Annotated in this window: 25 protein-coding genes and 1 pseudogene; 15 read left to right on the top strand and 11 right to left on the bottom strand. The window is 69.9% G+C overall.

From position 1 onward, the window contains the following. The first annotated feature begins 25 nt into the window (after window positions 1–25). The 7 genes from OG858_RS31485 (at window position 26) to OG858_RS31515 (ending at window position 6,713) form a co-directional block, all read left to right on the top strand. On the top strand, window positions 26–574 hold the full coding sequence (locus OG858_RS31485; protein WP_319068863.1) for a F0F1 ATP synthase subunit B: 549 nt from the start codon (window positions 26–28) through the stop codon (window positions 572–574). Beyond that, complete coding sequence (locus OG858_RS31490; protein ID WP_319068864.1) at window positions 571–1,386, top strand: F0F1 ATP synthase subunit delta; 816 nt, start codon at window positions 571–573, stop codon at window positions 1,384–1,386. Before OG858_RS31485 ends, OG858_RS31490 begins: the two co-directional genes overlap by 4 nt. 133 nt (window positions 1,387–1,519) lie before the next feature. Beyond that, on the top strand, window positions 1,520–3,118 hold the full coding sequence (atpA, locus tag OG858_RS31495; RefSeq protein ID WP_319068865.1) for a F0F1 ATP synthase subunit alpha: 1,599 nt from the start codon (window positions 1,520–1,522) through the stop codon (window positions 3,116–3,118). A gap of 21 nt (window positions 3,119–3,139) precedes the next feature. Then, entirely contained in the window at window positions 3,140–4,057 is a 918-nt protein-coding gene (locus OG858_RS31500; protein ID WP_319068866.1) for a F0F1 ATP synthase subunit gamma, read from the top strand. Beyond that, window positions 4,058–5,494, top strand: a complete 1,437-nt coding sequence (gene atpD / locus OG858_RS31505) for a F0F1 ATP synthase subunit beta (protein ID WP_319068867.1) — start codon at window positions 4,058–4,060, stop codon at window positions 5,492–5,494. 242 nt (window positions 5,495–5,736) lie between these two features. After that, window positions 5,737–6,111, top strand: coding sequence for a F0F1 ATP synthase subunit epsilon (locus OG858_RS31510; protein WP_037695399.1), 375 nt, complete (start codon window positions 5,737–5,739; stop codon window positions 6,109–6,111). A 149-nt stretch (window positions 6,112–6,260) separates the two neighbouring features. After that, window positions 6,261–6,713 (top strand): DUF2550 domain-containing protein, encoded by a 453-nt coding sequence (locus tag OG858_RS31515; protein WP_046705578.1) that lies wholly within the window; start codon window positions 6,261–6,263, stop codon window positions 6,711–6,713. Window positions 6,714–6,768: 55 nt separating this feature from the next. On the opposite strand, the gene OG858_RS31520 is transcribed toward OG858_RS31515, so the two are convergent. The 3 genes from OG858_RS31520 to OG858_RS31530 form a co-directional block, all read right to left on the bottom strand. Beyond that, a complete protein-coding gene (locus OG858_RS31520; protein WP_319068868.1) occupies window positions 6,769–8,589 on the bottom strand; it encodes a glycoside hydrolase family 18 chitinase in 1,821 nt (606 codons plus the stop codon). Window positions 8,590–8,716: 127 nt separating this feature from the next. Further along, entirely contained in the window at window positions 8,717–9,358 is a 642-nt protein-coding gene (locus tag OG858_RS31525) for a response regulator transcription factor (RefSeq protein ID WP_319068869.1), read from the bottom strand. Continuing rightward, window positions 9,355–10,542, bottom strand: coding sequence for a sensor histidine kinase (locus OG858_RS31530; RefSeq protein WP_319068870.1), 1,188 nt, complete (start codon window positions 10,540–10,542; stop codon window positions 9,355–9,357). The genes OG858_RS31525 and OG858_RS31530 overlap by 4 nt, the downstream gene beginning before the upstream one ends. A 152-nt stretch (window positions 10,543–10,694) precedes the next feature. Here OG858_RS31530 and OG858_RS31535 point away from each other — a divergent pair, with 152 nt between their 5' ends. Both OG858_RS31535 and OG858_RS31540 read left to right on the top strand, forming a co-directional pair. After that, window positions 10,695–11,282, top strand: a complete 588-nt coding sequence (locus OG858_RS31535) for a hypothetical protein (RefSeq protein ID WP_319068871.1) — start codon at window positions 10,695–10,697, stop codon at window positions 11,280–11,282. Beyond that, window positions 11,279–11,488 carry a DUF5708 family protein gene (locus OG858_RS31540; protein WP_086747480.1) on the top strand — a complete coding sequence of 70 codons (210 nt, stop codon included), beginning with the start codon at window positions 11,279–11,281 and terminating at the stop codon, window positions 11,486–11,488. Before OG858_RS31535 ends, OG858_RS31540 begins: the two co-directional genes overlap by 4 nt. A gap of 29 nt (window positions 11,489–11,517) precedes the next feature. Here the strand turns inward: OG858_RS31540 and OG858_RS31545 are convergent, their stop codons facing one another. Together OG858_RS31545 and OG858_RS31550 are read right to left on the bottom strand one after the other, a co-directional pair. Then, window positions 11,518–12,090: a cob(I)yrinic acid a,c-diamide adenosyltransferase gene (locus OG858_RS31545; protein ID WP_086747479.1), complete on the bottom strand. Its 573-nt coding sequence runs from the start codon at window positions 12,088–12,090 to the stop codon at window positions 11,518–11,520. A gap of 13 nt (window positions 12,091–12,103) precedes the next feature. Then, window positions 12,104–12,313 (bottom strand): annotated as a pseudogene (locus OG858_RS31550) (ABC transporter permease); the annotation flags it as partial. Window positions 12,314–12,337: 24 nt separating this feature from the next. On the opposite strand from OG858_RS31550, the gene OG858_RS31555 reads away from it, so the two are divergent. From OG858_RS31555 to OG858_RS31570, 4 genes are all read left to right on the top strand, one after another. Continuing rightward, window positions 12,338–12,889: a TetR/AcrR family transcriptional regulator gene (locus OG858_RS31555; protein ID WP_319068873.1), complete on the top strand. Its 552-nt coding sequence runs from the start codon at window positions 12,338–12,340 to the stop codon at window positions 12,887–12,889. 129 nt (window positions 12,890–13,018) lie between these two features. After that, the gene (locus tag OG858_RS31560; RefSeq protein WP_327724907.1) at window positions 13,019–13,867 is read left to right on the top strand and encodes a 3-hydroxyacyl-CoA dehydrogenase family protein; all 849 of its coding nucleotides are present in this window, start codon (window positions 13,019–13,021) and stop codon (window positions 13,865–13,867) included. A 183-nt stretch (window positions 13,868–14,050) separates the two neighbouring features. Continuing rightward, complete coding sequence (locus tag OG858_RS31565) at window positions 14,051–14,374, top strand: STAS domain-containing protein (RefSeq protein ID WP_033526497.1); 324 nt, start codon at window positions 14,051–14,053, stop codon at window positions 14,372–14,374. Window positions 14,375–14,707: 333 nt separating this feature from the next. Next, window positions 14,708–17,320 carry an ATP-binding protein gene (locus OG858_RS31570; RefSeq protein WP_327748377.1) on the top strand — a complete coding sequence of 871 codons (2,613 nt, stop codon included), beginning with the start codon at window positions 14,708–14,710 and terminating at the stop codon, window positions 17,318–17,320. An 85-nt stretch (window positions 17,321–17,405) separates the two neighbouring features. Here OG858_RS31570 and nucS read toward each other — a convergent pair whose 3' ends face one another. Then, on the bottom strand, window positions 17,406–18,077 hold the full coding sequence (gene nucS, locus OG858_RS31575) for an endonuclease NucS (protein WP_037695422.1): 672 nt from the start codon (window positions 18,075–18,077) through the stop codon (window positions 17,406–17,408). A gap of 393 nt (window positions 18,078–18,470) precedes the next feature. Here nucS and OG858_RS31580 point away from each other — a divergent pair, with 393 nt between their 5' ends. Beyond that, window positions 18,471–18,863 carry an SCO5389 family protein gene (locus OG858_RS31580; protein ID WP_037695424.1) on the top strand — a complete coding sequence of 131 codons (393 nt, stop codon included), beginning with the start codon at window positions 18,471–18,473 and terminating at the stop codon, window positions 18,861–18,863. A 79-nt stretch (window positions 18,864–18,942) separates the two neighbouring features. Here the strand turns inward: OG858_RS31580 and OG858_RS31585 are convergent, their stop codons facing one another. Next, window positions 18,943–19,971, bottom strand: a complete 1,029-nt coding sequence (locus tag OG858_RS31585; protein WP_086747477.1) for an LLM class flavin-dependent oxidoreductase — start codon at window positions 19,969–19,971, stop codon at window positions 18,943–18,945. 221 nt (window positions 19,972–20,192) lie between these two features. On the opposite strand from OG858_RS31585, the gene OG858_RS31590 reads away from it, so the two are divergent. Then, the gene (locus OG858_RS31590; RefSeq protein ID WP_086747476.1) at window positions 20,193–20,534 is read left to right on the top strand and encodes an ATP/GTP-binding protein; all 342 of its coding nucleotides are present in this window, start codon (window positions 20,193–20,195) and stop codon (window positions 20,532–20,534) included. Between the two features lie 17 nt (window positions 20,535–20,551). On the opposite strand, the gene OG858_RS31595 is transcribed toward OG858_RS31590, so the two are convergent. From OG858_RS31595 to OG858_RS31610, 4 genes are all read right to left on the bottom strand, one after another. Beyond that, window positions 20,552–21,418 carry an ABC transporter permease subunit gene (locus OG858_RS31595; protein WP_319068877.1) on the bottom strand — a complete coding sequence of 289 codons (867 nt, stop codon included), beginning with the start codon at window positions 21,416–21,418 and terminating at the stop codon, window positions 20,552–20,554. After that, entirely contained in the window at window positions 21,415–22,701 is a 1,287-nt protein-coding gene (locus OG858_RS31600) for an ABC transporter ATP-binding protein (RefSeq protein WP_319068878.1), read from the bottom strand. Before OG858_RS31600 ends, OG858_RS31595 begins: the two co-directional genes overlap by 4 nt. A gap of 196 nt (window positions 22,702–22,897) precedes the next feature. Beyond that, a complete protein-coding gene (locus tag OG858_RS31605; RefSeq protein WP_328544219.1) occupies window positions 22,898–23,668 on the bottom strand; it encodes an ABC transporter permease in 771 nt (256 codons plus the stop codon). A 3-nt stretch (window positions 23,669–23,671) separates the two neighbouring features. After that, complete coding sequence (locus OG858_RS31610; RefSeq protein WP_086750362.1) at window positions 23,672–24,646, bottom strand: ABC transporter ATP-binding protein; 975 nt, start codon at window positions 24,644–24,646, stop codon at window positions 23,672–23,674. Between the last annotated feature and the right edge of the window lie 49 nt (window positions 24,647–24,695).

Consider the following 24,695-nt stretch of genomic DNA (forward strand, 5'->3'; position numbering starts at 1 on the left):
GAACCTTTCAAGGAAAGGCACTGATGTGATCGCCAACCTGGTACAGCTGGCGGCCGGGGAAGAGCAGAACCCGCTCATCCCCCCGGGCCCCGAGCTGCTTGTGGGCGCCATCGCCTTCGCCATCGTCTTCTTCTTCTTCTGGAAGAAGGCGCTCCCGAACATCAACAAGGTTCTGGAAGAGCGCCGCGAGGCGATCGAGGGCGGTATCGAAGAGGCCGACCGTATGAAGGTCGAGGCCCAGAGCGTTCTTGAGCAGTACAAGGCTCAGCTCGCCGAGGCCCGGCACGAGGCCGCGCGTCTGCGCCAGGAGGCGCAGGAGCAGGGTGCCACGCTCATCGCCGAGATGCGGGCCGAGGGCCAGCGGCAGCGCGAGGAGATCATCGCCGCCGGTCACTCGCAGCTCGAGGCCGACCGCAAGGCCGCCTCTTCGGCCCTGCGTCAGGACGTGGGCAAGCTCGCCACCGACCTGGCCGGCAAGCTCGTCGGTGAGTCCCTGGAGGACCACGCCCGGCAGAGCCGTGTGATCGACCGGTTCCTCGACGACCTCGAGGAGAAGGCCGAGGCCACGCGATGAACGGAGCGAGCCGCGAGGCCCTGGCAGCCGCACGTGAGCGTCTCGACGCGCTGACGGACTCCACGTCCGTGGACGCGGCGAGGCTCGCCGACGAGCTGGCCGCCGTCACCGCGCTGCTCGACCGCGAGGTGTCGCTGCGTCGGGTCCTCACCGACCCGGCGCAGTCCGGCGAGGCCAAGGCCGAGCTGGTCGGCCGCATCCTCGGCGGCCAGGTCGGCGCGACCACCGCCGACCTGGTGTCCGGTCTGGTGCGTTCCCGCTGGTCGCAGCCCCGCGACCTGGTGGACGCGCTGGAGCAGCTGGCCGCCGTCGCCGACCTCACCGCCGCGCAGCAGTCGGGCACGCTCGACGACGTCGAGGACGAGCTGTTCCGGTTCGGCCGGATCGTCGCCTCGAACACCGGACTGCGGTCCGCGCTGACCGACCGTGCCGCAGGCGCCTCGGCCAAGGGCGAGCTGCTGAGCAGCCTGCTCGGCGGCCGCGCCAAGGCCACCACCGAGCGTCTGGTGACGCGACTGGTGACCGCGCCGCGTGGACGTAGCCTGGAAGCGGGACTCGAGTCCCTGTCCAAGCTCGCCGCCGAGCGCCGGAGCCGCATGGTCGCCGTCGTCACCTCGGCGGTCCCGCTGAGCGATCCGCAGAAGCGACGCCTCGGCGCCGCCCTCGCGAAGCTCTACGGCCGCGCCATGCACCTCAACCTCGACGTGGACCCGGGCGTCCTCGGCGGGATCCGGGTCCAGGTCGGCGACGAGGTCATCAACGGCTCGATCTCGGACCGACTCGAGGACGCCGGCCGCCGACTGGCGAGCTAGCACAAACTTCATAGCAGTACGTACGTATGTCTGCGGCCCGGTTGGGCCGTGCAGAGGATTCACCTCGTTCAGGGGGGAGTCCCCATCCCCCCAAGTGAAACTTCGGGCCCAACAAGGAGAGCAGGGAACCCAGATGGCGGAGCTCACGATCCGGCCGGAGGAGATCCGGGACGCGCTGGAGAACTTCGTCCAGTCGTACAAGCCGGACGCGGCCTCGCGCGAGGAGGTCGGTACGGTCACCCTTGCCGGCGACGGCATCGCGAAGGTCGAGGGTCTTCCCTCGGCCATGGCCAACGAACTGCTGAAGTTCGAGGACGGCACCCTCGGCCTCGCGCTCAACCTGGAAGAGCGCGAGATCGGCGCCATCGTCCTCGGTGAGTTCAGCGGCATCGAGGAGGGCCAGCCGGTCACCCGTACCGGCGAGGTCCTGTCGGTCGCCGTGGGCGAGGGCTACCTCGGCCGCGTCGTCGACCCGCTCGGCAACCCGATCGACGGCCTCGGCGAGATCGAGACGTCCGGCCGCCGTGCCCTGGAGCTGCAGGCTCCGGGCGTCATGGCCCGTAAGTCGGTGCACGAGCCGATGGAGACCGGCTACAAGGCCGTCGACGCCATGACCCCGGTCGGCCGCGGCCAGCGTCAGCTGATCATCGGTGACCGCCAGACCGGCAAGACCGCCCTGGCCGTCGACACGATCATCAACCAGCGCGACAACTGGCGTTCCGGTGACGTGAACAAGCAGGTCCGCTGCGTCTACGTCGCCATCGGCCAGAAGGGCTCGACCATCGCCTCCGTGCGTGGCGCCCTCGAAGAGGCCGGCGCGCTGGAGTACACGACCATCGTCGCCGCCCCGGCGTCCGACCCGGCCGGCTTCAAGTACCTGGCGCCGTACACCGGTTCGGCCATCGGTCAGCAGTGGATGTACGAGGGCAAGCACGTCCTCATCATCTTCGACGACCTTTCGAAGCAGGCCGACGCCTACCGCGCCGTGTCGCTGCTGCTGCGCCGCCCGCCGGGCCGCGAGGCCTACCCGGGCGACGTCTTCTACCTGCACTCCCGTCTGCTGGAGCGCTGCGCGAAGCTCTCCGACGACCTGGGCGCCGGCTCGATGACCGGTCTGCCGATCGTCGAGACGAAGGCCAACGACGTCTCGGCGTTCATCCCGACCAACGTCATCTCCATCACCGACGGCCAGTGCTTCCTGGAGTCGGACCTCTTCAACGCCGGTCAGCGCCCCGCGCTGAACGTCGGTATCTCCGTCTCCCGAGTCGGTGGTTCCGCGCAGCACAAGGCGATGAAGCAGGTTTCCGGCCGTCTGCGCCTCGACCTCGCCCAGTACCGTGAGCTGGAGGCGTTCGCCGCCTTCGGTTCCGACCTGGACGCCGCGTCGAAGTCGCAGCTGGAGCGCGGTCAGCGACTGGTCGAGCTGCTCAAGCAGGCTCAGTACCAGCCGATGCCGACCGAGGACCAGGTCGTCTCCGTGTGGGCCGGTACCACCGGCAAGATGGACGACGTACCGGTCTCCGACGTGCGCCGCTTCGAGAAGGAGCTGCTGGAGTACCTGCACCGCAAGGAGCAGGGCCTCATGACCTCCATCAAGGAGGGCGGCAAGATGTCGGACGACACCCTCACCGCTGTTGCCGACGCGATCGCCGAGTTCAAGAAGCAGTTCGAGACCTCGGACGGCAAGCTGCTCGGCGAGGACGCTCCGGCGGCCGTCAACGTCTCCAAGTGACGTAAGGAAGGGACCTGACTCATGGGAGCCCAGCTCCGGGTCTACAAGCGTCGCATCCGATCCGTCACCGCGACCAAGAAGATCACCAAGGCGATGGAGATGATCGCCGCCTCGCGCGTCGTCAAGGCGCAGCGCAAGGTGGCGGCCTCCACGCCGTACGCGACCGAGCTCACCCGCGCGGTCACGGCGGTCGGTACCGGTTCGAACACCAAGCACCCGCTGACCACGGAGGCGGAGACGGCGACCCGTTCCGCGGTGCTGCTCCTCACGAGCGACCGCGGACTGGCCGGCGCCTTCAACTCCAACGCCATCAAGGTCGCCGAGCAGCTCACGGCACGCCTTGAGGCGGAGGGCAAGGAGGTCGACACGTACATCGTCGGCCGCCGCGGTCTGGCCCACTACAACTTCCGCGAGCGCAAGGTCGTGGAATCGTGGTCGGGCTTCACCGACGAGCCCAGCTACGCGGACGCGAAGAAGGTCGCGGGTCCGCTGATCGAGGCCATCGAGAAGGAGACGGCGGACGGCGGCGTGGACGAGCTCCACATCGTCTTCACCGAGTTCGTCTCGATGATGACGCAGACGGCGCTCGACGACCGTCTGCTGCCGCTCAGCCTCGACGAGGTGGCGAAGGAGTCGGCGCCGAAGGGCGAGATCCTTCCGCTGTACGACTTCGAGCCGTCGGCGGAGGACGTCCTCGACGCCCTGCTGCCGCGCTACGTCGAGAGCCGTATCTACAACGCGATGCTCCAGTCGGCTGCCTCCAAGCACGCCGCCACGCGCCGCGCGATGAAGTCGGCGACCGACAACGCGGGAGACTTGATCAACACGCTCTCCCGTCTTGCCAACGCGGCCCGCCAGGCCGAAATCACCCAGGAAATCAGCGAGATCGTCGGTGGCTCCGCAGCCCTGGCCGACGCGACCGCGGGGAGTGACAGGTAAATGACGACGACAGTTGAGACGGCCGTTGCCACGGGCCGCGTCGCCCGGGTCATCGGCCCGGTCGTCGACGTGGAATTCCCCGTCGACGCCATGCCGGAGATCTACAACGCCCTTCACGTCGAGATCTCCGACCCGGCCGAGGCCGGCAAGAAGAAGACGCTGACCCTGGAGGTCGCCCAGCACCTGGGTGACGGCCTGGTCCGCACGATCTCGATGCAGCCCACCGACGGTCTGGTCCGCCAGGCCGCGGTCACCGACACCGGCACGGGTATCTCCGTCCCGGTCGGCGACTTCACCAAGGGCAAGGTGTTCAACACCCTCGGTGAGGTGCTGAACACCGACGAGCAGTACGACGGCGAGCGCTGGACCATCCACCGCAAGGCCCCCAACTTCGACGAGCTCGAGTCGAAGACCGAGATGTTCGAGACCGGCGTCAAGGTCATCGACCTTCTCACCCCGTACGTCAAGGGTGGAAAGATCGGCCTGTTCGGCGGTGCCGGAGTCGGCAAGACGGTGCTCATCCAGGAGATGATCTACCGCGTCGCCAACAACCACGACGGTGTCTCCGTGTTCGCCGGTGTCGGTGAGCGCACCCGTGAGGGCAACGACCTCATCGAGGAGATGGCGGAGTCGGGCGTCATCGACAAGACCGCCCTGGTCTTCGGTCAGATGGACGAGCCTCCGGGCACCCGTCTGCGCGTGGCCCTGGCCGGTCTGACCATGGCGGAGTACTTCCGCGATGTGCAGAAGCAGGACGTGCTGTTCTTCATCGACAACATCTTCCGCTTCACCCAGGCCGGTTCCGAGGTCTCGACCCTGCTCGGCCGTATGCCCTCCGCGGTGGGTTACCAGCCGAACCTGGCCGACGAGATGGGTCTCCTCCAGGAGCGCATCACCTCGACCCGTGGTCACTCGATCACCTCGATGCAGGCGATCTACGTCCCCGCGGACGACCTGACCGACCCGGCCCCGGCCACCACCTTCGCCCACCTCGACGCGACGACGGTTCTCTCCCGTCCGATCTCCGAGAAGGGCATCTACCCGGCCGTGGACCCGCTGGACTCCACGTCCCGCATCCTGGACCCCCGCTACATCGCGGCGGACCACTACAACACCGCGATGCGCGTCAAGACGGTCCTGCAGAAGTACAAGGACCTCCAGGACATCATCGCGATCCTCGGTATCGACGAGCTGGGCGAGGAGGACAAGCTCACCGTCCACCGTGCCCGTCGCGTGGAGCGCTTCCTGTCCCAGAACACCCACGTCGCCAAGCAGTTCACCGGCGTCGACGGGTCGGACGTCCCGCTGGAGGAGTCGATCACCGCGTTCAACGCGATCATCGACGGCGAGTACGACCACTTCCCGGAGCAGGCGTTCTTCCTGTGCGGTGGTATCGAGGACCTGAAGAAGAACGCGAAGGAGCTCGGCGTCTCCTGACGCCCGGCGACTCGTGAACAGTGGGGGGCGAGGCCACACCTCATGGGGTGCGTCCCGCCCCCCTCTGTACTCCCACAGCTGCATCGCCCGGGGGCTGTATCGATGTGCGGCTACCGCTGCGCGGCCCCCGGACCCCCGGCCGAAAGACCCGGGGTGGGCCCCGGCGATCCGATTCCCGGAGCCCTACTAGACTTGTACCCAACACCCGGCCAAGACGCCGGGTGGTGACCCGAGGAGCCACCTTGGCTGCTGAGCTGCACGTCGCGCTGGTCGCGGCCGACCGAGAGGTCTGGTCGGGCCAGGCCACCCTGGTCGTCGCCCGTACCACGTCCGGCGACATCGGCGTCATGCCCGGTCACCAGCCGCTGCTCGGTGTGCTGGAGTCGGGCCCCGTGACCATCCGTACGAGTGAGGGCGGCACCGTCGTCGTCGCCGTGCACGGCGGTTTCATCTCGTTCGCGGACGACAAGCTGTCCCTGCTGGCCGAGGTCGCCGAGCTGGCCGACGAGATCGACGTCCAGGGCGCGGAGCGAGAGCTGGAGCGCGCGAAGGCGGCGGGCGACGCCGCCGCCGAGCGCCGCGCGGATGTACGACTGCGTACGGCGGCGGCGCGCTGAGCCCGCACGCCGTGTGATGCTGTACCTCAGCCGCGGCTGGGTCTGGATGTCTTCATCCCGACCCAGCCGCGGCTGAGGCAAATGTGGGTGTTTTTTACGTTCCATTACCTGGCAGTCGCATTACCTAGGAGACGAGGAGGTCGGTGTCGATGGTCCTCGCTCTGACTGTGTGCGGGTCGGTGATCGCGCTCGTGGTGGTGGGGCTCTTCGTCTTCGGACTGCGCCGGCGCCTCATCCAGCGCTCCGGCGGCACCTTCGACTGCAGCCTGCGCTGGGACGCCCCGGAGAAACCCGGCAGCGACGAGAACGGCAAGGGCTGGGGCTACGGGGTTGCCCGCTACAACGGCGACCGCATCGTGTGGTACCGCGTCTTCTCGTACTCGCCCCGCCCCCGCCGCGTTCTGGAGCGCTCGGCGATCGAGGTGGCCGGGCGCCGTACCCCCGAAGGCGAGGAGGAGCTGGCGCTCCTCTCCGATGCGGTGATCCTCGCGTGTCTGCACCGCGGGACCCGTCTCGAACTGGCGATGAGCGACGACGCGCTGACCGGTTTCCTCGCGTGGCTGGAGGCAGCCCCGCCCGGTCAGCGCGTCAATGTCGCCTAGTCGCCACATGTAGTCGCTCTGTGTAGTGGCTCTGTGTGGTTGCTGGGTGTAGTCGCTACTTGAGTCCGTTGCTGATCGCGGTCACCAGCTCCCCGTTGCCCGTGTCGCCGCTGAACTCCCAGAAGAACGCGCCGCCCAGACCCTGGTTCCTGGCCCAGGTCATCTTCGTGCCGATGGTGGCGGGTGTGTCGTAGCTCCACCAGTTGGTGCCGCAGTGCGCGTAGGCCGTGCCCGCGACGGTGCCGGTGGCCGGGCACGAGTTCTTGAGCACCTTGTAGTCCTCGATGCCCGCCTCGTAGGTGCCGGTGGCCGCGCCGGTCGCCGTGCCGCCGGGGGCGGACTGGGTGACCCCGGTCCAGCCACGGCCGTAGAAGCCGATGCCGAGCAGGAGCTTCGAGGCCGGGACACCCTTCGCCTTCAGCTTGGCGATCGCGTCGGCGGAGTTGAAGCCCGCGGTCGGGATGCCGGAGTAGGAGGTCAGAGGGGAGTGCGGGGCGGTCGGGCCGGTGGTGGCCCACGCGCCGAAGTAGTCGTACGTCATCACGTTGTACCAGTTGAGCGAGGCCGCGGCGCCGCCGTAGTCGGCCGCGTCGATCTTGCCGCCGGAGGAGCCGTCGGCGGTGATGGCCGCGGTGACCAGGTAGTTCGACCCGAACTCGGTGCGCAGTGCCGACATCAGGTTCCTGAAGGCCGCCGGGCCCGAGGTGTCGCAGGTCAGACCGCAGGCGTTCGGGTACTCCCAGTCGATGTCGATGCCGTCGAAGACGTCGGCCCAGCGCGGGTCCTCCACGACGGCCTTGCAGGACTTGGCGAAGGCCGCCGGGTTCTGCGCGGCCTGGCCGAAGCCGCCGGAGTAGGTCCAGCCGCCGAAGGAGTACAGCACCTTGATGTGCGGGTACTTGGCCTTGAGCTGGCGGAGCTGGTTGAAGTTGCCGCGCAGCGGCTGGTCCCAGGTGTCGGCGGTGCCGCTGACGGACTGGTCGGCGGTGTACGCCTTGTCGGTGGCCGCGTAGGCGTCGTCCAGCACGCACTGGCCGTTCTTGACGTTGCCGAACGCGTAGTTGATGTGCGTGATCTTCGCGGCGGAGCCCGAGGTCACCAGGTTCTTCACGTGGTAGTTGCGGCCGTAGACGCCCCACTCGGTGAAGTAGCCGAGGTTGACCTTGGAGCCGGGGTCCGGGTTGGTGCCGCCCGTGGTGCGGACGGCGGCCGCGCCGCTCACCGGGCCGGTCTGGTCGGCGGTGTCGCGGGCCTGGACGGTGTACGAGTAGTCGGTGCCGGCGGTCAGGCCGGTGTCCGTGTGGGTGGTACCGGTGACGGTGGCGACCTTGGTGCCGCCGCGCAGGACGTCGTAGTTCTTGATCCCCTTGTCGTCGGTGGCCGCGCTCCAGCTCAGCTTCACCGAGGTGTTCGTGACGCCCGAGGTGGTCGGGGTGCCGGGGGCCGAGGGTGCCGCGTCACCGGGGACACCGGGGCCGCCGTCACAGCTTCCGCCGTTGAGCCTGCAGTTCGCCGGGGAGCCTGAGCCGCTCCCGTTGAAACCGAAGGAGACGGAGGCGCCGGGTGCGAGGGTGCCGTTCCACGACTTGTTCCTGGCGGTCCAGTGCGTGCCGGAGGAGGTGACGTCCGCGTCCCAGGCGGAGGTGACGGACGTGCCGGAGGGGAAGTCCCACTCGACGGTCCAGGAACCGATGGTCGTGGTGCCGGTGTTCTTCACCGTCCACTTGCCTTCGAAGCCGGAGCCCCAGTCCTGGGGCTTGGAGTAGGTGGCGGTCGCCTCGGTGGCCGCCTGCGCGGGGGTGGCGAGACCGACCAGACCTGCGAGGGGGAGGAGAAGGCCGGCGAGACCCGCTGTGGCTCTGTGCCTGAAGCGCATGTGCGCCTCCTTGTGGGGTGTCGTGAGCATGAGCATGACGTGGCGCAGTGCGGCCGAGAATAGAAAGGTCTGGACCATAGGTCAATGGGTCTGGACCTGTGCGCTCATGCGGGACGTGCCGGTGAGGTCAGACCCCCAACTCCTGTGCCAGCACCGCCGCTTGCACCCGGCTGCGCAGGTCGAGCTTCCCCAGCAGGCGGCTGACGTGCGTCTTCACCGTCGCCTCGGCCATGTCCAGCCGCCCGGCGATCTCCGCGTTCGACAGCCCTTCGCCGAGGCAGGACAGGACTTCCCGTTCCCGCCGGGTGAGGGCGTCGAGGACCGACGGATCGACCGTGGGTTCGCGTACGGGTTTGGCGGCGAACTCGGCGATCAGGCGCCGGGTGACGGCCGGGGCGATCAGGCCCTCGCCGCGTCCCACCGCCCGTACCGCCTCGATGAGGTCCTTCGCCTCCGTGTTCTTCAGCAGGAACCCGGCGGCGCCGGCCCGCAGCGCCCCGAAGACGTACTCGTCCAGGTCGAAGGTGGTGAGCACCAGTACATCGGCCAGGCCCTCGGCGACCACCTGGCGGGTCGCCGACACCCCGTCCAGACGCGGCATCTGCACATCCATCAGCACCAGGTCCGGCCGCAGCTCCCGCGCGAGTGCCACCGCCCGCTCCCCGTCGGCCGCCTCGCCGACCACCTCGATGTCCGGCGCGCTGCGCAGGATGAGCACCAGCCCGGCCCGTACGGCGGACTGGTCCTCGGCGACGAGCACACGGATCATGCGGGTTCTCCTTCGGTGACGGGGAGGGCGGCGCGGACGCTCCAGATCTTGCCGTGCCCCGAGCTCTCCGGGCCCGCCTCGAAGGTGCCGCCCAGCAGTGCGACCCGCTCCCGCATCCCGACCAGACCGGCGCCGGAGCCGGGCGCGCTCGGACGGTCGCGATCGCCGTACGGGCTGGTCACGGCGATGTCGAGGGAGCCGTCTGCCTGGCGCAGCGCGACGGTGACCCGGCCGGGGCAGGCGTGTTTGAGGGCGTTGGTCAACGACTCCTGCACGATGCGGTAGGCCGCCATTTCGACGGGCGCGGGGAGGGCTGCGCCATGGTCGGCGTCGAGGGCGACGTCGAGTCCGTTGGTGCGGGCTCCGTCGACGAGCGCGCCGAGCCCGTCGAGCGTGGGCGCGGCGGACGGCTCGGTGTCGTCGCCGGCGTCCCGCAGGATGCCGATCAGCCGGCGCATCTCGGTCAGCCCCTCGACGCTGTTCTCGCGGATGACCCCGAGGGCCTGTCGGGAGGTGTCCGGGTCGTCGATCGAGAGCGCGGCCGTGGAGTGGATCGCGATCGCCGAGAGATGGTTGGCGACCATGTCGTGCAACTCCCGTGCCATGCGCGCCCGTTCGGAGACGACGGCCTGGGCGCGGTCCATCTCGGCCAGCAGGGCGGTCTGTTCGGCGCGCAGCCGGGCGGCCTCGGCGGCGTCGCGGTGGTTGCGGACGATCCAGCCGGTGGCGGCGGGCATGAGGGAGACCAGTCCGACGACCAGACCGATCAGCAGGGCATCCGGCTTCCGGAAGGCCGCGAGGGGCACCACCGTGAAGGCCACCGTGACCAGTCCGGCGATCCAGGGGATCCGGCGGGCCGTGGCGGCCGGACCGTACAGCACGGCCGCGTACACCAGGTCGGTGAACATCAGCACCGTGATCAGGCTGCCCTGGGTCATCGTCTCCAGAGTCAGGGCGGCCCACCCGACCAGCAGGGCCGTGCGCGGCATGGTGCTGCGCAGCGCCTCGCAGCCGGCGGTCACGACGAGGGGCGGCAGCACCCACCAGGCGCCCTCGAACACCACGAGCCCGTCGTGGGGGGTGCGTGTGGTGAGACCCAGGCCCCACAGCAGCAGTCCGCCGAGGAGCCCGGCGACGGCGATGCACACGTCGATGCGGTGCGGGCGGGGCAGTCGTACGGCCATGGCTCCATCCAACACGGGACCGGAGCCTCGCGCCTGATGCCCGCGAACGGTCCTGGACTGCATCTTTCGATGTACCGCGACTTCGTCACCGCCGACGACGAATCGGGGGTCGGCGGCCGGGAGCCTGGAAGTGTGACCGAAAGGAGCGAGTCGTGATCGTCGCGTTGATCATCGCCTGTGAGGTCGGCTTCTGGGTGCTGCTGGCCCTGGCCCTGGCCGTCCGCTACCTACTGAAGAAGCGCCGGGCCAGTGTCGTGCTGCTGCTCTGCGAGCCCGTGCTGGAACTGGTGCTGTTCGTCGTGACCGCGATCGACCTGAGGAACGGTGCCGAGCCCAGCTGGGAGCACGGTGTGGCGGCGCTCTACATCGGCTTCACCGTGGGGTACGGCCACTACATGATCACCTGGCTGGACGGCCACGCGGCGCACCGCCTGGGCGGCGGGCCCAAGCCGCCGGGGCCGCCCAGGTACGGCCTGGCCAGGGCCCGGTACGAGGGCGGCCTCTGGCTCCGCACGGTGGTGGCGGCAGCCGTCGCGCTGGTGCTGCTCCAGGGTGCCGTCTGGTACGTCGGCGAGGACGGGAACGTCGATTCGCTGCGGTCGTTCCAGTGGACGGCGCTCCGGGCCGCGGGTATCCACGGGCTGGTGGCTCTCGCCTACCTGATCTGGCCGAAGAAGGAGCCGGGTGCCCCGGAGGGCGAGCACCGGGTCACGTACTCGAAAGAGGGTGTCGGGCGATGAGCGGCACGATGGGCAAGCCGATGAAGAACCTGGTGGAAGGGGTTGGCACCTTTGCGATCGGCCTGATCCTGTGGCTCTTCACCGACGGCGTGGAGGTCCCGGTCGTCACCCTGACCAAGGTCGGTGTGGTGATGATGTGCGTGGGTGGCGTCCTGGTCGCGACGGGCCTCCACCAGGGGGCCCGCGGAACGGCAGGCGACCGGTAGCCGCTCCGCGCGAACGCCCCGGGATGAGGCTAGCGCTCCCCGCCCGGCACCCACAGCACGTCCCCGACCTCCTTGTTCGCGGTCCTCGCGAGGATGAACAGGAGGTCGGAGAGGCGGTTGAGGTAGGTCGCGGTGAGGGGGTTCATCTCCTCGCCGTGGGCCTCCAGGGCGGCCCACGTCGAGCGCTCGGCTCGCCGGACCACCGTGCAGGCCTGGTGGAGCAGGGCCGCGCCGGGGGTACCACCGGGCAGGATGAAGGAGCGGAGCTTCTCCAGCTGCTCGTTGAAGTGGTCGCAGTCCGCCTCCAGCTTGTCGACGTAGAACTGCTCGACCCTCAGGGGCGGGAACTCGGGGTTCTCGACGACGGGGGTGGAGAGGTCGGCCCCGACGTCGAACAGGTCGTTCTGCACCCGGGTGAGGACCTTGACGACCTCCTCCGCCAGCCCGCCCAGCGCGATCGCCGTCCCGAGCGCCGCGTTGGCCTCGTTGGCGTCCGCGTACGCCGAGATCCGCGGATCGGTCTTGGGCACCCGGCTCATGTCCCCGAGGTTGGTGGTGCCCTTGTCGCCGGTCCTGGTGTAGATGCGCGTCAGATTGACCATGTGGCCAGCGTAGTTATGCTCCGGCCGTCCGGAAGACCCGTGTGCCCACCGTCACGGAGAGCGCCGTGAGGCCGACCGCGACCAGGACGCCGTACACCATGGACGGGGTGGCGTACGCGCCGACGTACGCGTCCCGCATCGCGTCCACCAGATAGCGGAACGGCACGAAGTGCGAGAGGACGTCCAGCCAGCCGGGGGCCAGTGACATCGGCAGCATGCCACCGGGCTGTTCCTGGAGCACGGCTTCGTGACCGTCACCATCGCGGAGGTGGCCGACGCGGCCGACGTCTCCGTGAACACGGTCTACAACTACTTCCCCGCCAAGGAGGACCTCTTCTTCGACCGCAGCGCGGGCATCGTCGAACGGCTCGCCCGCTGGGTGCGCGCCCGGGACCGGGGCGAGTCGGCCGTCGCCGCCGTCCTGCGCGAACTGCGCGCCGAGGTCGAGGCGGTCTCGCCGCGCGTCGGCCTGATGGAGGGCTACGACCGCTTCATGAAGGCCATCCACGAGGCGCCCGCCCTGCGTTCCCGGCTGTGGAGCATCCAGCAGGAGGTCCAGGACAACCTGGAGGCGGCCCTGAGGGAGGAGACCGGTGCCGCCGCCGACGACTCCCTGCCCACCCTGATCGCGGGTCAGATCAACTGGGTCCACCAGACGGTGATGGCGGTCATCGGGCGTGAGATGCTCGCCGGGCGCAATCCGGACGAAGTGTCCCGAGAGGTGCTTCTTCTCCTGGACGGGATGGAGGGCCTGTTGAGCGACAAGGTGCTCAACTACGGCGTACGACCCTCCGAGTGAGTGCCCCCGGTGTGATGTCCGCCCATTGAGACGTGACTCGCGTTACTAAGCGGTCACACGGCCCCCCGTGAGCGCTAGTGTCCGCCGAAGAGGTAACCCATCAACAGCGCGTACCAGGGGAGTCGCACAGTGGCACGGAAGCTCGCTGTCATCGGAGCCGGACTCATGGGGTCCGGTATCGCCCAGGTGTCCGCGCAGGCGGGCTGGGACGTCGTCCTGCGCGACGTCACCGACGAGGCGCTCAACCGTGGCATCGGCGGCATCACGGCGTCGTACGACAAGTTCGTGAGCAAGGGGAAGTTGGCGGCCGAGAACGCCGAGGCGGCCCTGGGGCGGATCACCGCCACCACGGACCTCGACGCGGCGGCCGACGCGGACATCGTCGTCGAGGCCGTCTTCGAGAAGCTCGAAGTGAAGCACGAGATCTTCCGGGCCCTGGACAAGGTCGTCCGCGAGGACACCGTGCTCGCCTCGAACACCTCCGCCATCCCGATCACCAAGATCGCGGCAGCCACCGAGCGGCCCGAGCGGGTCGTCGGCGTCCACTTCTTCTCACCGGTGCCCATGATGGGGCTGTGCGAACTGGTGCGTGGCTACAAGACCAGCGACGAGACGCTCGCCACCGCGCGTGAGTTCGCCGAGTCGGTCGGCAAGACCTGCATCGTCGTCAACCGTGACGTCGCCGGCTTCGTGACCACCCGTCTCATCTCCGCCCTCGTCGTCGAGGCCGCGAAGCTGTACGAGTCGGGTGTCGCCACCGCCGAGGACATCGACCTCGCCTGCAAGCTGGGCTTCGGCCACGCGATGGGACCGCTGGCCACGGCCGACCTGACGGGCGTCGACATCCTGCTGCACGCCACCAGCAACATCTACACCGAGTCCCAGGACGAGAAGTTCGCACCTCCGGAGCTGATGCGCCGGATGGTTGACGCCGGTGACATCGGACGCAAGAGCGGGCAGGGCTTCTACACCTACTGACGCCGACACGGCGTCACGGGCGGCACTTCCCACGCATGTGAACGCATGAGCCTCTCCGGCCTCACCCCTTGAGGTGAATTCGGTATCGGTTCGCTCACAGACGGCAACCTGAGGGTGTGAAACGCCGTCAGAGGTTGCATCACCCACATCACGGAGTACGAGACGCACTCACGGGGAGCGCTTATGTACATCAGGGGCGACCACGCCGAGCTGGTCGTCGGGGGCCGCCTCGACGTACGCAGCGCGGCGGACGCCCGTACGGTCCTGCACTCGGCCGTCGACGACGGAGCCGGCGACCTGGTGCTCGACCTGTCAGAGCTGGACTCCTGGGACGCCACCGGACTCGGGGTGATCATGGGAGCCCACCGGCGGGCGGGACGGTGCGGACGGCGGCTGGTGCTGCGCGATGTGCCGCCGCAGATGCAGCGGCTGCTCGTGGCCACCCGGCTGCACCGCATCCTGGCGATCGAGGGCGGTATCGGTCTGGAGTCGTTGCCCAGAGTCTGAACGCGTGTGCGGATCCCTACGTATGGCTCGGTGTGTGCGGGACACCCGTCGGCATGACCCCTCCGGTCGGCATGCCCCCTCGGTCGTCAAGGGGCCATGAGGAACATGGGGACCATGGGGGCGAAACGCACCACCCGCGCAATCCTCACGAGACTGTGACGTCTCGGACGGCGCGGGGCCCCGGACTGTCGGAGATACTGTGCGAAGGTTTAGGGTTCGGCTGCCCGCTGCCAGCTACCCTCAAGCGGGTTCCGGACCAGAAGCGACAGCGCGGTGTGCGGCAAGGCCGGGAGGGGCTCCAGCACACGAGACGCTTTTGGGGGGCTTGAACCGATGGACCCGAACAACCGGGGACCCGCTGAATACGGCCATGACGACGGACAGGCGCAGAGCAAGCGTCCACCACGTGACGCCCTGACGCAGGACTTCGACCGGCACGCTCCGGCACTCGCCCGCACCGTCCAGCTCCTCGCGGGCGACTTCCTGCTCACCGTCAACCCCGTCGACGGCAGCGAGATCGAGAACTGCCCGCCGGGCGAACTGCCTGGTCGGCCCGTGAAACACCCGCCCGCCGAGCGCGCCGCGATCGACAGCGCCGCCCGGCCGCCGGTCCCCCCGGGTCCCTCGCTGCCCCGGCTGCCCCTGCTCCAGCGCGACGACGAGAGAGGCCGGCTCGTCCGGCTCCTCGCGCGCGGCCGCTCCGTCCGCCTCACCGGCGCCCCCGGCTCCGGCCGCACCACCCTCCTCGACGCGGTCGCCGAGGACTGCGCGGACCTGGCCCCCGACGGCGTCGTCCGGCTGAGCGGTTTCCGGCGCACGGTCGACGACCTGCTGTACGAACTGTTCGCAGCCGTGTACAGCACACATCTGTTCCGGCCCGCACGGGAGCAGATCCTCGACGTCGTGCGGGACATCGGCGCGGTCGTCGTCCTGGACGACCTGGAGTTCGGCGGAATCGCCCTCGACGAGCTGCTCGACGCGACCCCCGAGTGCGCCTTCCTCATCGGCGCCACCCCCGACATCCCCATGCCGTCCGCCGACGCGCCCCTTGAGGAGATCGTGCTCGGCGGCTTCGACCGGGCCGGCAGCGAGCAGCTCCTCGAGCGTGCCGTCGGGCGGGTGCTCACCGAGGACGAGTCGAACTGGGCCGGTGACCTCTGGTTCGAGTCGGAGGGCCTGCCGCTGCGCTTCACCCAGGCCGGGGCGCTGCTCAGGCAGCGGGACCGGCAGCGGGCCGGCGCGGACGCCGTCGACGAGTTCGGGGTCTTCCAGGACGCGCCGTCACTGGTCGACGCGTCGTTCGGGCCGGCCGCGGACGAGCACGACATCCCCCTGCCGTCGCTCGCCGAGGGAGCCGCCCCCGCCGCGCTGCTCGCGTCCCGGCTGAGTTCCTCGGCCCGCGAGACCCTCAGGTTCGCGGTCGCCCTCGGCGGCGAGGTCCCGCACCAGGCGCACCTGCCCGCCCTCGTGGGCGACACCCACGCCGACGCGGCCCTGGGGGAGCTGGTCGGCTGCGCCCTGGTGACACCTGTCGGCGCCCGCTACCGCCTCGCCGCCGGCGTACGGACCCAGCTGGAGGCCGCCGGTTACGCCGACGACGCCGAGACGCGCGCCGGTGCCGCCGCCCAGCACTACGCCTGGTGGGCCGGGCACCCCTCGGTCACCCCCGAGCGGGTCTCGGCGGAGGCGGACGCCGTTCTGGCCGCTCTCACCGCGCTCGTGCCCGGCACGACCCCGCCCGGCGAGGGCGAGGAGAGCGCCGCAGTGGTGCTGGCCCGGCAGGCGGCGCCCGCGTTCGCAGCGGGGCAGCGCTGGAGCGCCTGGGAGCGGGCGCTGCGAGCCGGTGCGGAGGCGGCCGGCCTCGCCGACGAGACCGGCGAACAGGCCTACTTCCACCACGAGCTGGGCGTCCTCGCGCTCTGCTGCGGCCAGCTGGAGCGCGCCCGGGCCGAGCTGGAGTCCTCCATCGGGCTGCGCAACGTCCTCGCCGACAAGCGCGGCACCGTCGCCGGCCGCAGGGCTCTGGCCCTGGTCGCCGACCGCTCCGGGGCGACACCGCCCGGCGGGCGTACGGCGGCGGGGGAGGAAGTGCCGGACGCCCGGCGCGAGGAGTCGGCCTCGCCGCCCGGAGGCGTGCCGTCCCCGTACACACCGACCGGCTTCGGTGCGGTCGGCTCGGGGGCGACGGGTGCGGGGGCGACGACCGGGAGCGGTGGATCGTCCGCAGCCCTTCCGGTCAACGAAAGCACGCTCGTCACGCACCGGCCCGGCGCCGGTTCGCCCGCGCACGGGCTCAGCAGTCTCAAGGGCCTCGTCGGCGGCGCCCGGCGCAACCTGGCCGCCGCGGGTGCGGGCGCGCTGCTCGCCGCCGTCCTGGGCACCGTCGTGACCCTGGGAGCGACCTCCGACCGCAACGGTGACACCCCGGCCGAGAAGGTCGGCGTCAACCCCTCCGCGAGCGCGGGCGTCGACGACGGCGGGCTCAGTGCGGACCGCCCCAAGACAGGCGGGGACGGCGACGGGCCGGGTGCCGTGCCCGAGCCGACCGACCCGGGCCCCGACGGCTCGTACGGCACGTCGGACGACCCGGCGCCCACGAGCAGCGCGGGACCGTCGGACGACCCGAGCGGTACGGAGGGGCCGACGGGCAAGCCGACGCCGTCCCCGACGAAGACCTCGCCCAAGCCGACACCGACCGACGACCCGACGGACGATCCCACGGACGACCCGACCGACGACCCGACGGATGACCCGACGGACGATCCCACGGACGACCCGACCGACGATCCCACGGACGACCCGACGGACGATCCGACCGGCGACCCGCCGCCTCCGGACACGTCCACCACGGCCGGCGCCCCCACCGCCGGCCAGCCCGTCGAGTCCAGCAGCGCGGCAGGCACCACGAAGGCCACAGTCGGCTCGCCCGGCGGGACGGTGGCCTGAGGTTCCGTTCAGCCCGTTCGATGCCCCTTTCGGCAGGAAAGGGCCGGGTCCGTTCCTCGGACCCGGCCCTCTTTCGTGAAACGGCTCAGAACAGCCGCAGCTTGTCGTCCTCGATGCCGCGCATCGCGTTGTAGTCGAGGACCGTGCAGCCGATGCCGCGGTCGGTGGCGAGGACGCGGGCCTGGGGCTTGATCTCCTGGGCGGCGAAGATGCCGCGGACCGGCGCGAGGTGCGGGTCGCGGTTCAACAGCTCCAGGTAGCGGGTGAGTTGCTCGACGCCGTCGATCTCGCCGCGCCGCTTGATCTCGACCGCGACGGTCGCGCCGTCCGCGTCCCGGCACAGGATGTCGACGGGCCCGATGGCCGTCATGTACTCGCGGCGGATGAGCGTGTAGCCCTCACCGAGGGTCTCGATGCGGTCGGCGAGGAGTTCCTGGAGGTGCGCCTCGACGCCGTCCTTGATCAGGCCGGGGTCGACGCCCAGTTCGTGCGACGAGTCGTGGAGGACTTCCTCCATCGTGATGATGAGCTTCTCGCCGGCCTTGTTGATGACGGTCCAGACCCCCTCCTCGTCTCCCGATCCCTCCTTCAGCGTGCAGGGCGGCGACATCCAGTTGAGGGGCTTGTAGGCGCGGTCGTCCGCGTGGATCGAGACGCTGCCGTCCGCCTTCACCAGGATCAGACGGGGGGCCGAGGGGAGATGGGCGGTGAGCCGGCCCGCGTAGTCGACGGAGCAGCGGGCAATGACGAGACGCATGGTCGGCAACGCTACTCGACGCCGACGGGTGCGCGCGATTCGACCGCCGGAAGTGCCTCGGGCGCAGGCCCCTCCACTGTCGCGCGGCCCACCGGGGACCGTTCGACTGCCATGCCGGTCCCACGTGATGACTGTCGCCCTCCGTCACGCTCTTTTGCCCCTCACGTGGGCCTCCGCCGTCCCCCGGCATGTGCCTCTGTCAACTCCTGTTCGGCATTGGCTGATTGTGTGCGTCCCGCGCCTTGTCGTTGCGCGCAATCTCCTGGTGCGGTCACGTTCGGTTGCTTACCGTAGAAACTGGAGGTCGCGAACCGTGCACTCTGCGTGTTCGGTAACGCGAACTCCGACCTGTCCGTCAACCCCCGCTGTTGTGGGGGTGCGAGAGGAGAACCCATGTCGCTCGACGTCTCACCGGCCCTACTCGAACAGGCCGAGCGAGGCGAGGTCGACGAAGCCGCCTTCGTCGACTGCGTCCGGACCTCCCTGCCCTACGCGTGGGAGATGATCAGCTCTCTGGTGGCCCAGCTGAAGGTCGACGGCGGAGAGTTCGCCGACAACCAGACGCCCCCGCCGGACGAGCAGGCACGCGGACAACTGCTGCGCGCGCTCGCCAGTGACGCGATTCGCGGCGCGCTGCAGCGGCACTTCGGTGTACGCCTGGCCTTCCAGAACTGCCACCGGGTGGCGGTGTTCCCGCTGGACCCGTCCGTGGACGACAGGCTGGCCCGCTTCACCTCGATCCGCGGCCAACTCCTCAACCAGTCCGCGGAACTCCGGGACTGCTGAGGTCGTGACGCACCACGGCTTGCCGCTCCAACCGCGGGAGGTGCTTCAGTAACCGGGGCGGCAAGCTCCCCGCAGTGGCTCAGCCGAGGTGAGGCAGCACCTCGGCACCGAGTCGCCGTACGTTCTCCTCCGTCGCCGCCAGATCGCCGGAGCCCTCGACGAGCAGGGCGAAGCGGGAGATGCCCGTCCGCTCGCTGGTGGCCGCGAGGCGGTCGGCGCACAGCCGGGGAGTCCCCACCGGGTGCAGCCCGCAGAGCAGTTCGGTGTACGCCAGCGGGTCCCGCATGGAGCGGGCGCGGCCGTCGACGGTCACATGGGCGTCGAGGCCCTGCTTCAGCCAGCCCGGCATCGCCTTGGTGAGCGCCTCCACGGCGTCGGTGCGCCGGTCCGCGATCTGGCAGACGCCGGCCGAGACATGGGCCGCGCCGGAGATCTCCTCCGGCGAACGGCCCGCCGCGCGGGCGTGCTTGCGCCACAGCGCGACCATCTCGGCCTTCTCCTCGTCCCCGACGTGCATCCCGAGGAGCATCGACAGTCCGCGCTCGGCGGCCAGCCGGACGCTCGTCGGTGAGGTGCAGGCGACGACGACCTCGGGTCCGGGCGTCTCGTCCAGGTCCTCGGCGGGCCTGGGCACGACGGGGACCTCGCGGAAGCTGAATCGTTCCCCCGAGGCGGACACCGAGGGCTCCCGCAGCCAGCGCACCAGCAGATCGAGTGATTCCGGGAACCCCTTCTCGTACGCTTCGAGTCCGGCGCCGAACACCTCCAGATCGACCCACGGTCCGCCGCGTCCGACGCCCAGCGAGAAGCGTCCGCCGGACGTCACGTGCAGCAGGGCGGCCTGTTCGCCCAGGGCCACGGGATGGACGGTGGGCAGCACGCTGACCGCCGTGCCGACCCTGATCCGCCGGGTGCGGCCCAGCAGCAACGCGGCGAGTGTGATGGCCGACGGGCAGGTGCCGTACGGCACGAAATGGTGCTCGGCCAGCCAGACCGCGTCCAGCCCGGCCTCCTCGGCCACTTCCGCCGTCCGTACCGCCCGGTGGAGCGCTTCTCCCTGGCCCTGGCCGGGGAACTGGGCGCCCAGTACAAATGTTCCTACGTGCATCGCTCTTCCTGCTTCCTCGGCTCCGACTCAGGAGCTCCCCCACCGGCATAACCGTGTGACACGTGCCGAAGTCACGGCTTGGCGGCGAGATTTGCGGATTGTCTGCAGAATGGGCCGGGCGGAGGGCGATCTGGGAGGTTTGGTGACGTACGCATACCCCCACCGGGCCCGCGTAGGCTGGACACCAATCCTGCTCCCTGTATAGCCCCGTGAGGTGTCCCGTGTCCCCGCGTCGCAACCGCCCCAAGGGCGATGGTTCGTCGGGTCCGTCAGGCCGCAGCGCAGAAGACGACCGGTCGGACCGGTACGGCGGCTGGCAGACCAGCGAGCCCTGGCAGGGCGAGGAGTGGAGCGTGCGTCATGTGGCGGGCGCGAGTGCGGCGGGCAAGACCTACCGCTGCCCCGGCTGCGACCAGATGATCGCATCGGGGATGCCGCATCTCGTCGCCTGGCCCGAGCACTCGGGTGTCGACGAGCGCCGGCACTGGCACAAGGCCTGCTGGAACGCGAAGGACCGCCGCACCTCGCGGGTGCAGCGGTCCCGTAACGCGCCGCGGTTCTGACCCCGCGGCCTTCTCGATCACACGTCCCGCTGCTCCAGCAGCGCGTAGGCGCCGACGAACGACGCCGCCACCAGTCCGGTCATGATCCACAGCGGCTCCCAGCCGGACGGGCCCGACTGGCTGAGCTCCGAGCCGTAGAAGACGCTGAGCTGGCTCGGGATCGAGTACTCCAGCAGGAACTCCTGCACTTCCTTCAGCGACTCCGAGAACATGAAGATCGCGATGACCAGCGGGGCGAGGAAGACGCCGAGCATGAGCGTGATCGCACCGGCGGAGTGCCGGATCACCGAGCCCATCAGCAGCGCCAGCAGCCCGAAGAGCGCCAGGAAGAGGCTCACGCCGACCGTGGCCTTGAACCACTCCTCGCCGTCGGGGCTCGCCGCGCCGTGGCCCTCCAGGATCGCCACCGTGGCGAAGCTGACGAACGCGGTGGACACCAGGGTGACCGTGAACACGAGCGCGAAGAACACGATCGCCTTCGCGACGAGGATCCGGCCGCGGCTCGGGCACGCGGTCATCGTGGTCCGGATCATCCCCGTGCCGTACTCGGAGGAGGTGGTCAGCACCCCGAGCGTGAGGAGGCAGACGCTTCCGATCATCAGCCCGAACAGGCCGATGCCCAGCGGGGACCCGCCCTCCAGGTTCATGTCCGTGCCGGCGGCGATGAGCGCGAAGAGCAGACCGAGGCCGATCACCAGGACGACGAAGACGCCGAGCGTCCAGATCGTCGAGCGGACCGACTTGATCTTCGTCCACTCCGAGGCGATCGCGTGCCCGAGGTGGGTGCGCACCACCGGGATCGGCGAGGTGTACGAAGTGCCCGGCGCGCCCTGCCAGTTGGGGGCCGGTGGCTGCTGGGTGAGGGGAGGCTGGGGCGTGCTCATCGGGCGTCCTCGGACTTCGTCAGGTCGGCGGCGGGCGCGGCGGCAGGCGCGGCGGAGGCGGCCTGTACGGGGGCGGGCGCGGCGGAGGGCTGCGCGGGGGCCTGGGGCGCGGCCTCGGCGTACGGGTTCGGCTGGGGCTGCCCGGGGGCCGGAGCCGGGCCGGCGGGCGCCGGAGCGCCGTACGGACCGGCCGGCGGCTGACCCGGCTGCTGTCCGTGCGGCACGGGCTGACCCTGCGGCGCGTACGGCTGGCCGCCCTGCTGCGGAGCCGGCGGGGCGTACCAGCCCGGCTGGCCCTGCCCGGGCACCGGCATGGGCGGCTGCGCGCCGGGCGGCAGGGGCTGCTGGAAACCGGTCTTCTGGTCGGTCGTCGACCGGTAGTCGACGGCGCCCTGCGTCATCCGCATGTACGCCTCCTCCAGCGACGCCTGGTGCGGCGACAGCTCCCACAGGCGTACGTCGGCGCCGTGCGCGAGGTCGCTGATGCGGGGGAGCGGCAGCCCCATGACGCGCAGCGCGCCGTCCTGCTCGGGCAGCACCTGGCCGCCCGCCCCGGTCAGCGCGGCCGTCAGCTTCTCGCGCTGCTGCGGCTCGGTGTCCGGCGTCCGGACGCGCGCGAAGTCGGCGGAGTTCGCCGAGATGAAGTCCTTGATGCTCATGTCGGAGAGCAGCTGGCCGCGCCCGATCACGATGAGGTGGTCGGCGGTCAGCGCCATCTCGCTCATGAGGTGCGAGGAGACGAAGACCGTACGGCCCTCGGCGGCGAGCGCCTTCATCAGGTTGCGGACCCAGAGGATGCCCTCGGGGTCGAGGCCGTTGACCGGCTCGTCGAAGAGCAGCACCTGCGGGTCGCCGAGCAGCGCGGCGGCGATGCCGAGCCGCTGGCCCATGCCGAGTGAGAAGCCCTTGGAGCGCTTCTTGGCCACGTCCTGGAGGCCGACGACGCCCAGCACCTCGTCCACCCGGCGGGCCGGAATGCCCGACAGCTGCGCCAGGGACAGCAGGTGGTTGCGGGCGTGCCGACCGCCGTGCACCGCCTTGGCGTCGAGGAGGGCACCGACCTGACGGGCGGCGCTCGGCAGCTTGCGGTACGGATAGCCGCCGATCGTCACCTGCCCCGACGTGGGATTGTCCAGGCCGAGGATCATGCGCATCGTCGTCGACTTGCCTGAGCCGTTGGGCCCCAGGAAGCCGGTGACGGCCCCCGGCCGCACCTGGAAGGAAAGGTTGTACACGGCCGTCTTGGCGCCGTAGCGCTTCGTCAGGCCGACTGCCTCGATCATTCTCCGCACCCATCGAACAGATCAGGACGTCCGAGGACGTCGGGGCGCACGCCCCCGTAAGGATTAGGAGCTTATCGGGGCGTTGACGGTTCCACCCAAGAGCAAGTAAAACCACGCAGGTCACTGAGGCATCGGCTTGGCATGTACGTAACCGCCGGTCGGGCCGCTGATCACGGGTGACGGCCACCTGCCCCGGTCAGGCGTCACGCTTCCTCAGCATCAGATACCCGCCGAGCAGGGCCGCGGCCACCCACAGCGTCATGATGCCGAGGCCGCCCCAGGGTCCGTACGGAGTGTCGTCGTCCACGGGGGTGACCACCTGCATGATCTTGCTGCCGGCCTGGTCGGGCAGGTACCGGCCGATCTTCTCGGTGGCGCCGACGTTGCCCAGGATGTTGGAGATCAGGAAGAAGAACGGCATCAGGATGCCGAGCGACAGCATCGGGCTGCGCAGCATCGCCGCGACGCCCATCGAGAACATGGCGATGAGGGTCATGTAGAGCCCGCCGCCGAAGACCGCGCGCAGCACGCCCGGATCGCCGATCTCGGCCCGGTGCGAGCCGAGCATCGCCTGCCCCAGGAAGAACGTCACGAAGCTGGTCGCGAGACCCACCACGAAGGCGAGGACGGTGGCCACCGCGATCTTGCAGAGAAGGAAGGTGCCCCGCTGCGGCACGGCGGCCAGCGATGTCCGGATCATGCCGGTGCTGTACTCGTTCGACACCACCAGCACCCCGAACACGATCATCGCCAGCTGCCCGAGGGTCATCCCCGCGAAGCTGATGAACGTCGGGTCGAACGAGAGCCGGTCGTCGCGGCTCAGATTGTCGAACTCGTTCTTCGACAGCAGCGAGATCAGCACGCCGAGCGCGATCGTGACGACCCCCGCCAGCGACAGCGTCCACACCGTGGACGCCACCGAACGGATCTTGGTCCACTCCGAGCGGACCACCTGGGTGGCGGCCATGCGTCAGCCCTCCCGGTTCCAGCTGCTGCCCCAGTCATGGACCGGGACCGGGGCCGGGCTCGCCGCCGGGGCGCCGTCGTGCGCGTGGTACTCCACCGACTCGGCCGTCAGCTGCATGAACGCCTCCTCCAGCGAGGCCTGTTGGGGGCTCAGTTCGTGCAGCACGATCTGATGCTGGGCGGCCAGCTCGCCGATCTGCTCCGGTTTCCCGCCGTCCACCTCCAGCGTCCCGTTGCCCGTCTCCACGACCATCACGCCGACCGCGTGCAGGACGTCGAGCAGCCGTTCCCGCTGCGGTGTACGAATCCGTACGTACGACCGTGAGTTCTGCCGGATGAACTCCGCCATCGAGGTGTCGGCGAGCAGCCGGCCCTGCCCGATGACGACGAGATGGTCGGCGGTCAGCGCCATCTCGCTCATCAGATGCGACGACACGAACACGGTCCGCCCCTGCGCCGCGAGGGACTTCATCAGGTTCCGGATCCAGTGGATGCCCTCGGGGTCGAGTCCGTTGACCGGCTCGTCGAACATCAGGATCCGTGGGTCGCCGAGCAGCGCACCGGCGATGCCGAGCCGCTGCCCCATCCCGAGTGAGAACCCCTTCGCCTTCTTCCGCGCGACCGAGGTGAGCCCGACCGTGTCCAGCACCTCGTGCACCCGTGCCCGGGGGATCCCGTTGCTCTGCGCGAGACAGAGGAGGTGGTTGAAGGCGCTACGGCCGCCGTGCATGGCCTTGGCGTCCAGCAGGGCGCCGATGTACGTGAGCGGGTCCCTGAGGCCGTCGTAGTGCGTGCCGTCGATCCGTACGTCCCCCGCGGTGGGACGGTCGAGTCCCAGAATCATCCGCATCGTCGTCGACTTCCCGGCCCCGTTCGGCCCGAGGAACCCGGTCACGATCCCGGGCCGCACGGCAAAGGTCAGATGGTTGACCGCCACCTTCTCGCCGTACCGCTTGGTCAGCCCGTCGAGCTCGATCATGCGGCCACGCTAGAACGGAGGCCGGGCCCCTGCCACCGGAGGCGCGAAG

Source organism: Streptomyces europaeiscabiei (genome assembly GCF_036346855.1).
GTDB lineage: Bacteria > Actinomycetota > Actinomycetes > Streptomycetales > Streptomycetaceae > Streptomyces > Streptomyces europaeiscabiei.

Excerpts from the sequence above, each read along its gene's own strand:
- OG858_RS31490 (WP_319068864.1), top strand. The coding sequence starts at position 571 with ATGAACGGAGCGAGCCGCGAGGCCCTGGCAGCCGCACGTGAGCGTCTC.
- atpA (WP_319068865.1), top strand. The coding sequence starts at position 1,520 with ATGGCGGAGCTCACGATCCGGCCGGAGGAGATCCGGGACGCGCTGGAG.
- OG858_RS31500 (WP_319068866.1), top strand. The coding sequence starts at position 3,140 with ATGGGAGCCCAGCTCCGGGTCTACAAGCGTCGCATCCGATCCGTCACC.
- atpD (WP_319068867.1), top strand. The coding sequence starts at position 4,058 with ATGACGACGACAGTTGAGACGGCCGTTGCCACGGGCCGCGTCGCCCGG.
- OG858_RS31515 (WP_046705578.1), top strand. The coding sequence starts at position 6,261 with ATGGTCCTCGCTCTGACTGTGTGCGGGTCGGTGATCGCGCTCGTGGTG.
- OG858_RS31520 (WP_319068868.1), bottom strand. The coding sequence starts at position 8,589 with ATGCGCTTCAGGCACAGAGCCACAGCGGGTCTCGCCGGCCTTCTCCTC.
- OG858_RS31525 (WP_319068869.1), bottom strand. The coding sequence starts at position 9,358 with ATGATCCGTGTGCTCGTCGCCGAGGACCAGTCCGCCGTACGGGCCGGG.
- OG858_RS31530 (WP_319068870.1), bottom strand. The coding sequence starts at position 10,542 with ATGGCCGTACGACTGCCCCGCCCGCACCGCATCGACGTGTGCATCGCC.
- OG858_RS31540 (WP_086747480.1), top strand. The coding sequence starts at position 11,279 with ATGAGCGGCACGATGGGCAAGCCGATGAAGAACCTGGTGGAAGGGGTT.
- OG858_RS31545 (WP_086747479.1), bottom strand. The coding sequence starts at position 12,090 with ATGGTCAATCTGACGCGCATCTACACCAGGACCGGCGACAAGGGCACC.
- OG858_RS31565 (WP_033526497.1), top strand. The coding sequence starts at position 14,051 with ATGTACATCAGGGGCGACCACGCCGAGCTGGTCGTCGGGGGCCGCCTC.
- OG858_RS31570 (WP_327748377.1), top strand. The coding sequence starts at position 14,708 with ATGGACCCGAACAACCGGGGACCCGCTGAATACGGCCATGACGACGGA.
- nucS (WP_037695422.1), bottom strand. The coding sequence starts at position 18,077 with ATGCGTCTCGTCATTGCCCGCTGCTCCGTCGACTACGCGGGCCGGCTC.
- OG858_RS31580 (WP_037695424.1), top strand. The coding sequence starts at position 18,471 with ATGTCGCTCGACGTCTCACCGGCCCTACTCGAACAGGCCGAGCGAGGC.
- OG858_RS31585 (WP_086747477.1), bottom strand. The coding sequence starts at position 19,971 with ATGCACGTAGGAACATTTGTACTGGGCGCCCAGTTCCCCGGCCAGGGC.
- OG858_RS31595 (WP_319068877.1), bottom strand. The coding sequence starts at position 21,418 with ATGAGCACGCCCCAGCCTCCCCTCACCCAGCAGCCACCGGCCCCCAAC.
- OG858_RS31600 (WP_319068878.1), bottom strand. The coding sequence starts at position 22,701 with ATGATCGAGGCAGTCGGCCTGACGAAGCGCTACGGCGCCAAGACGGCC.
- OG858_RS31605 (WP_328544219.1), bottom strand. The coding sequence starts at position 23,668 with ATGGCCGCCACCCAGGTGGTCCGCTCGGAGTGGACCAAGATCCGTTCG.
- OG858_RS31610 (WP_086750362.1), bottom strand. The coding sequence starts at position 24,646 with ATGATCGAGCTCGACGGGCTGACCAAGCGGTACGGCGAGAAGGTGGCG.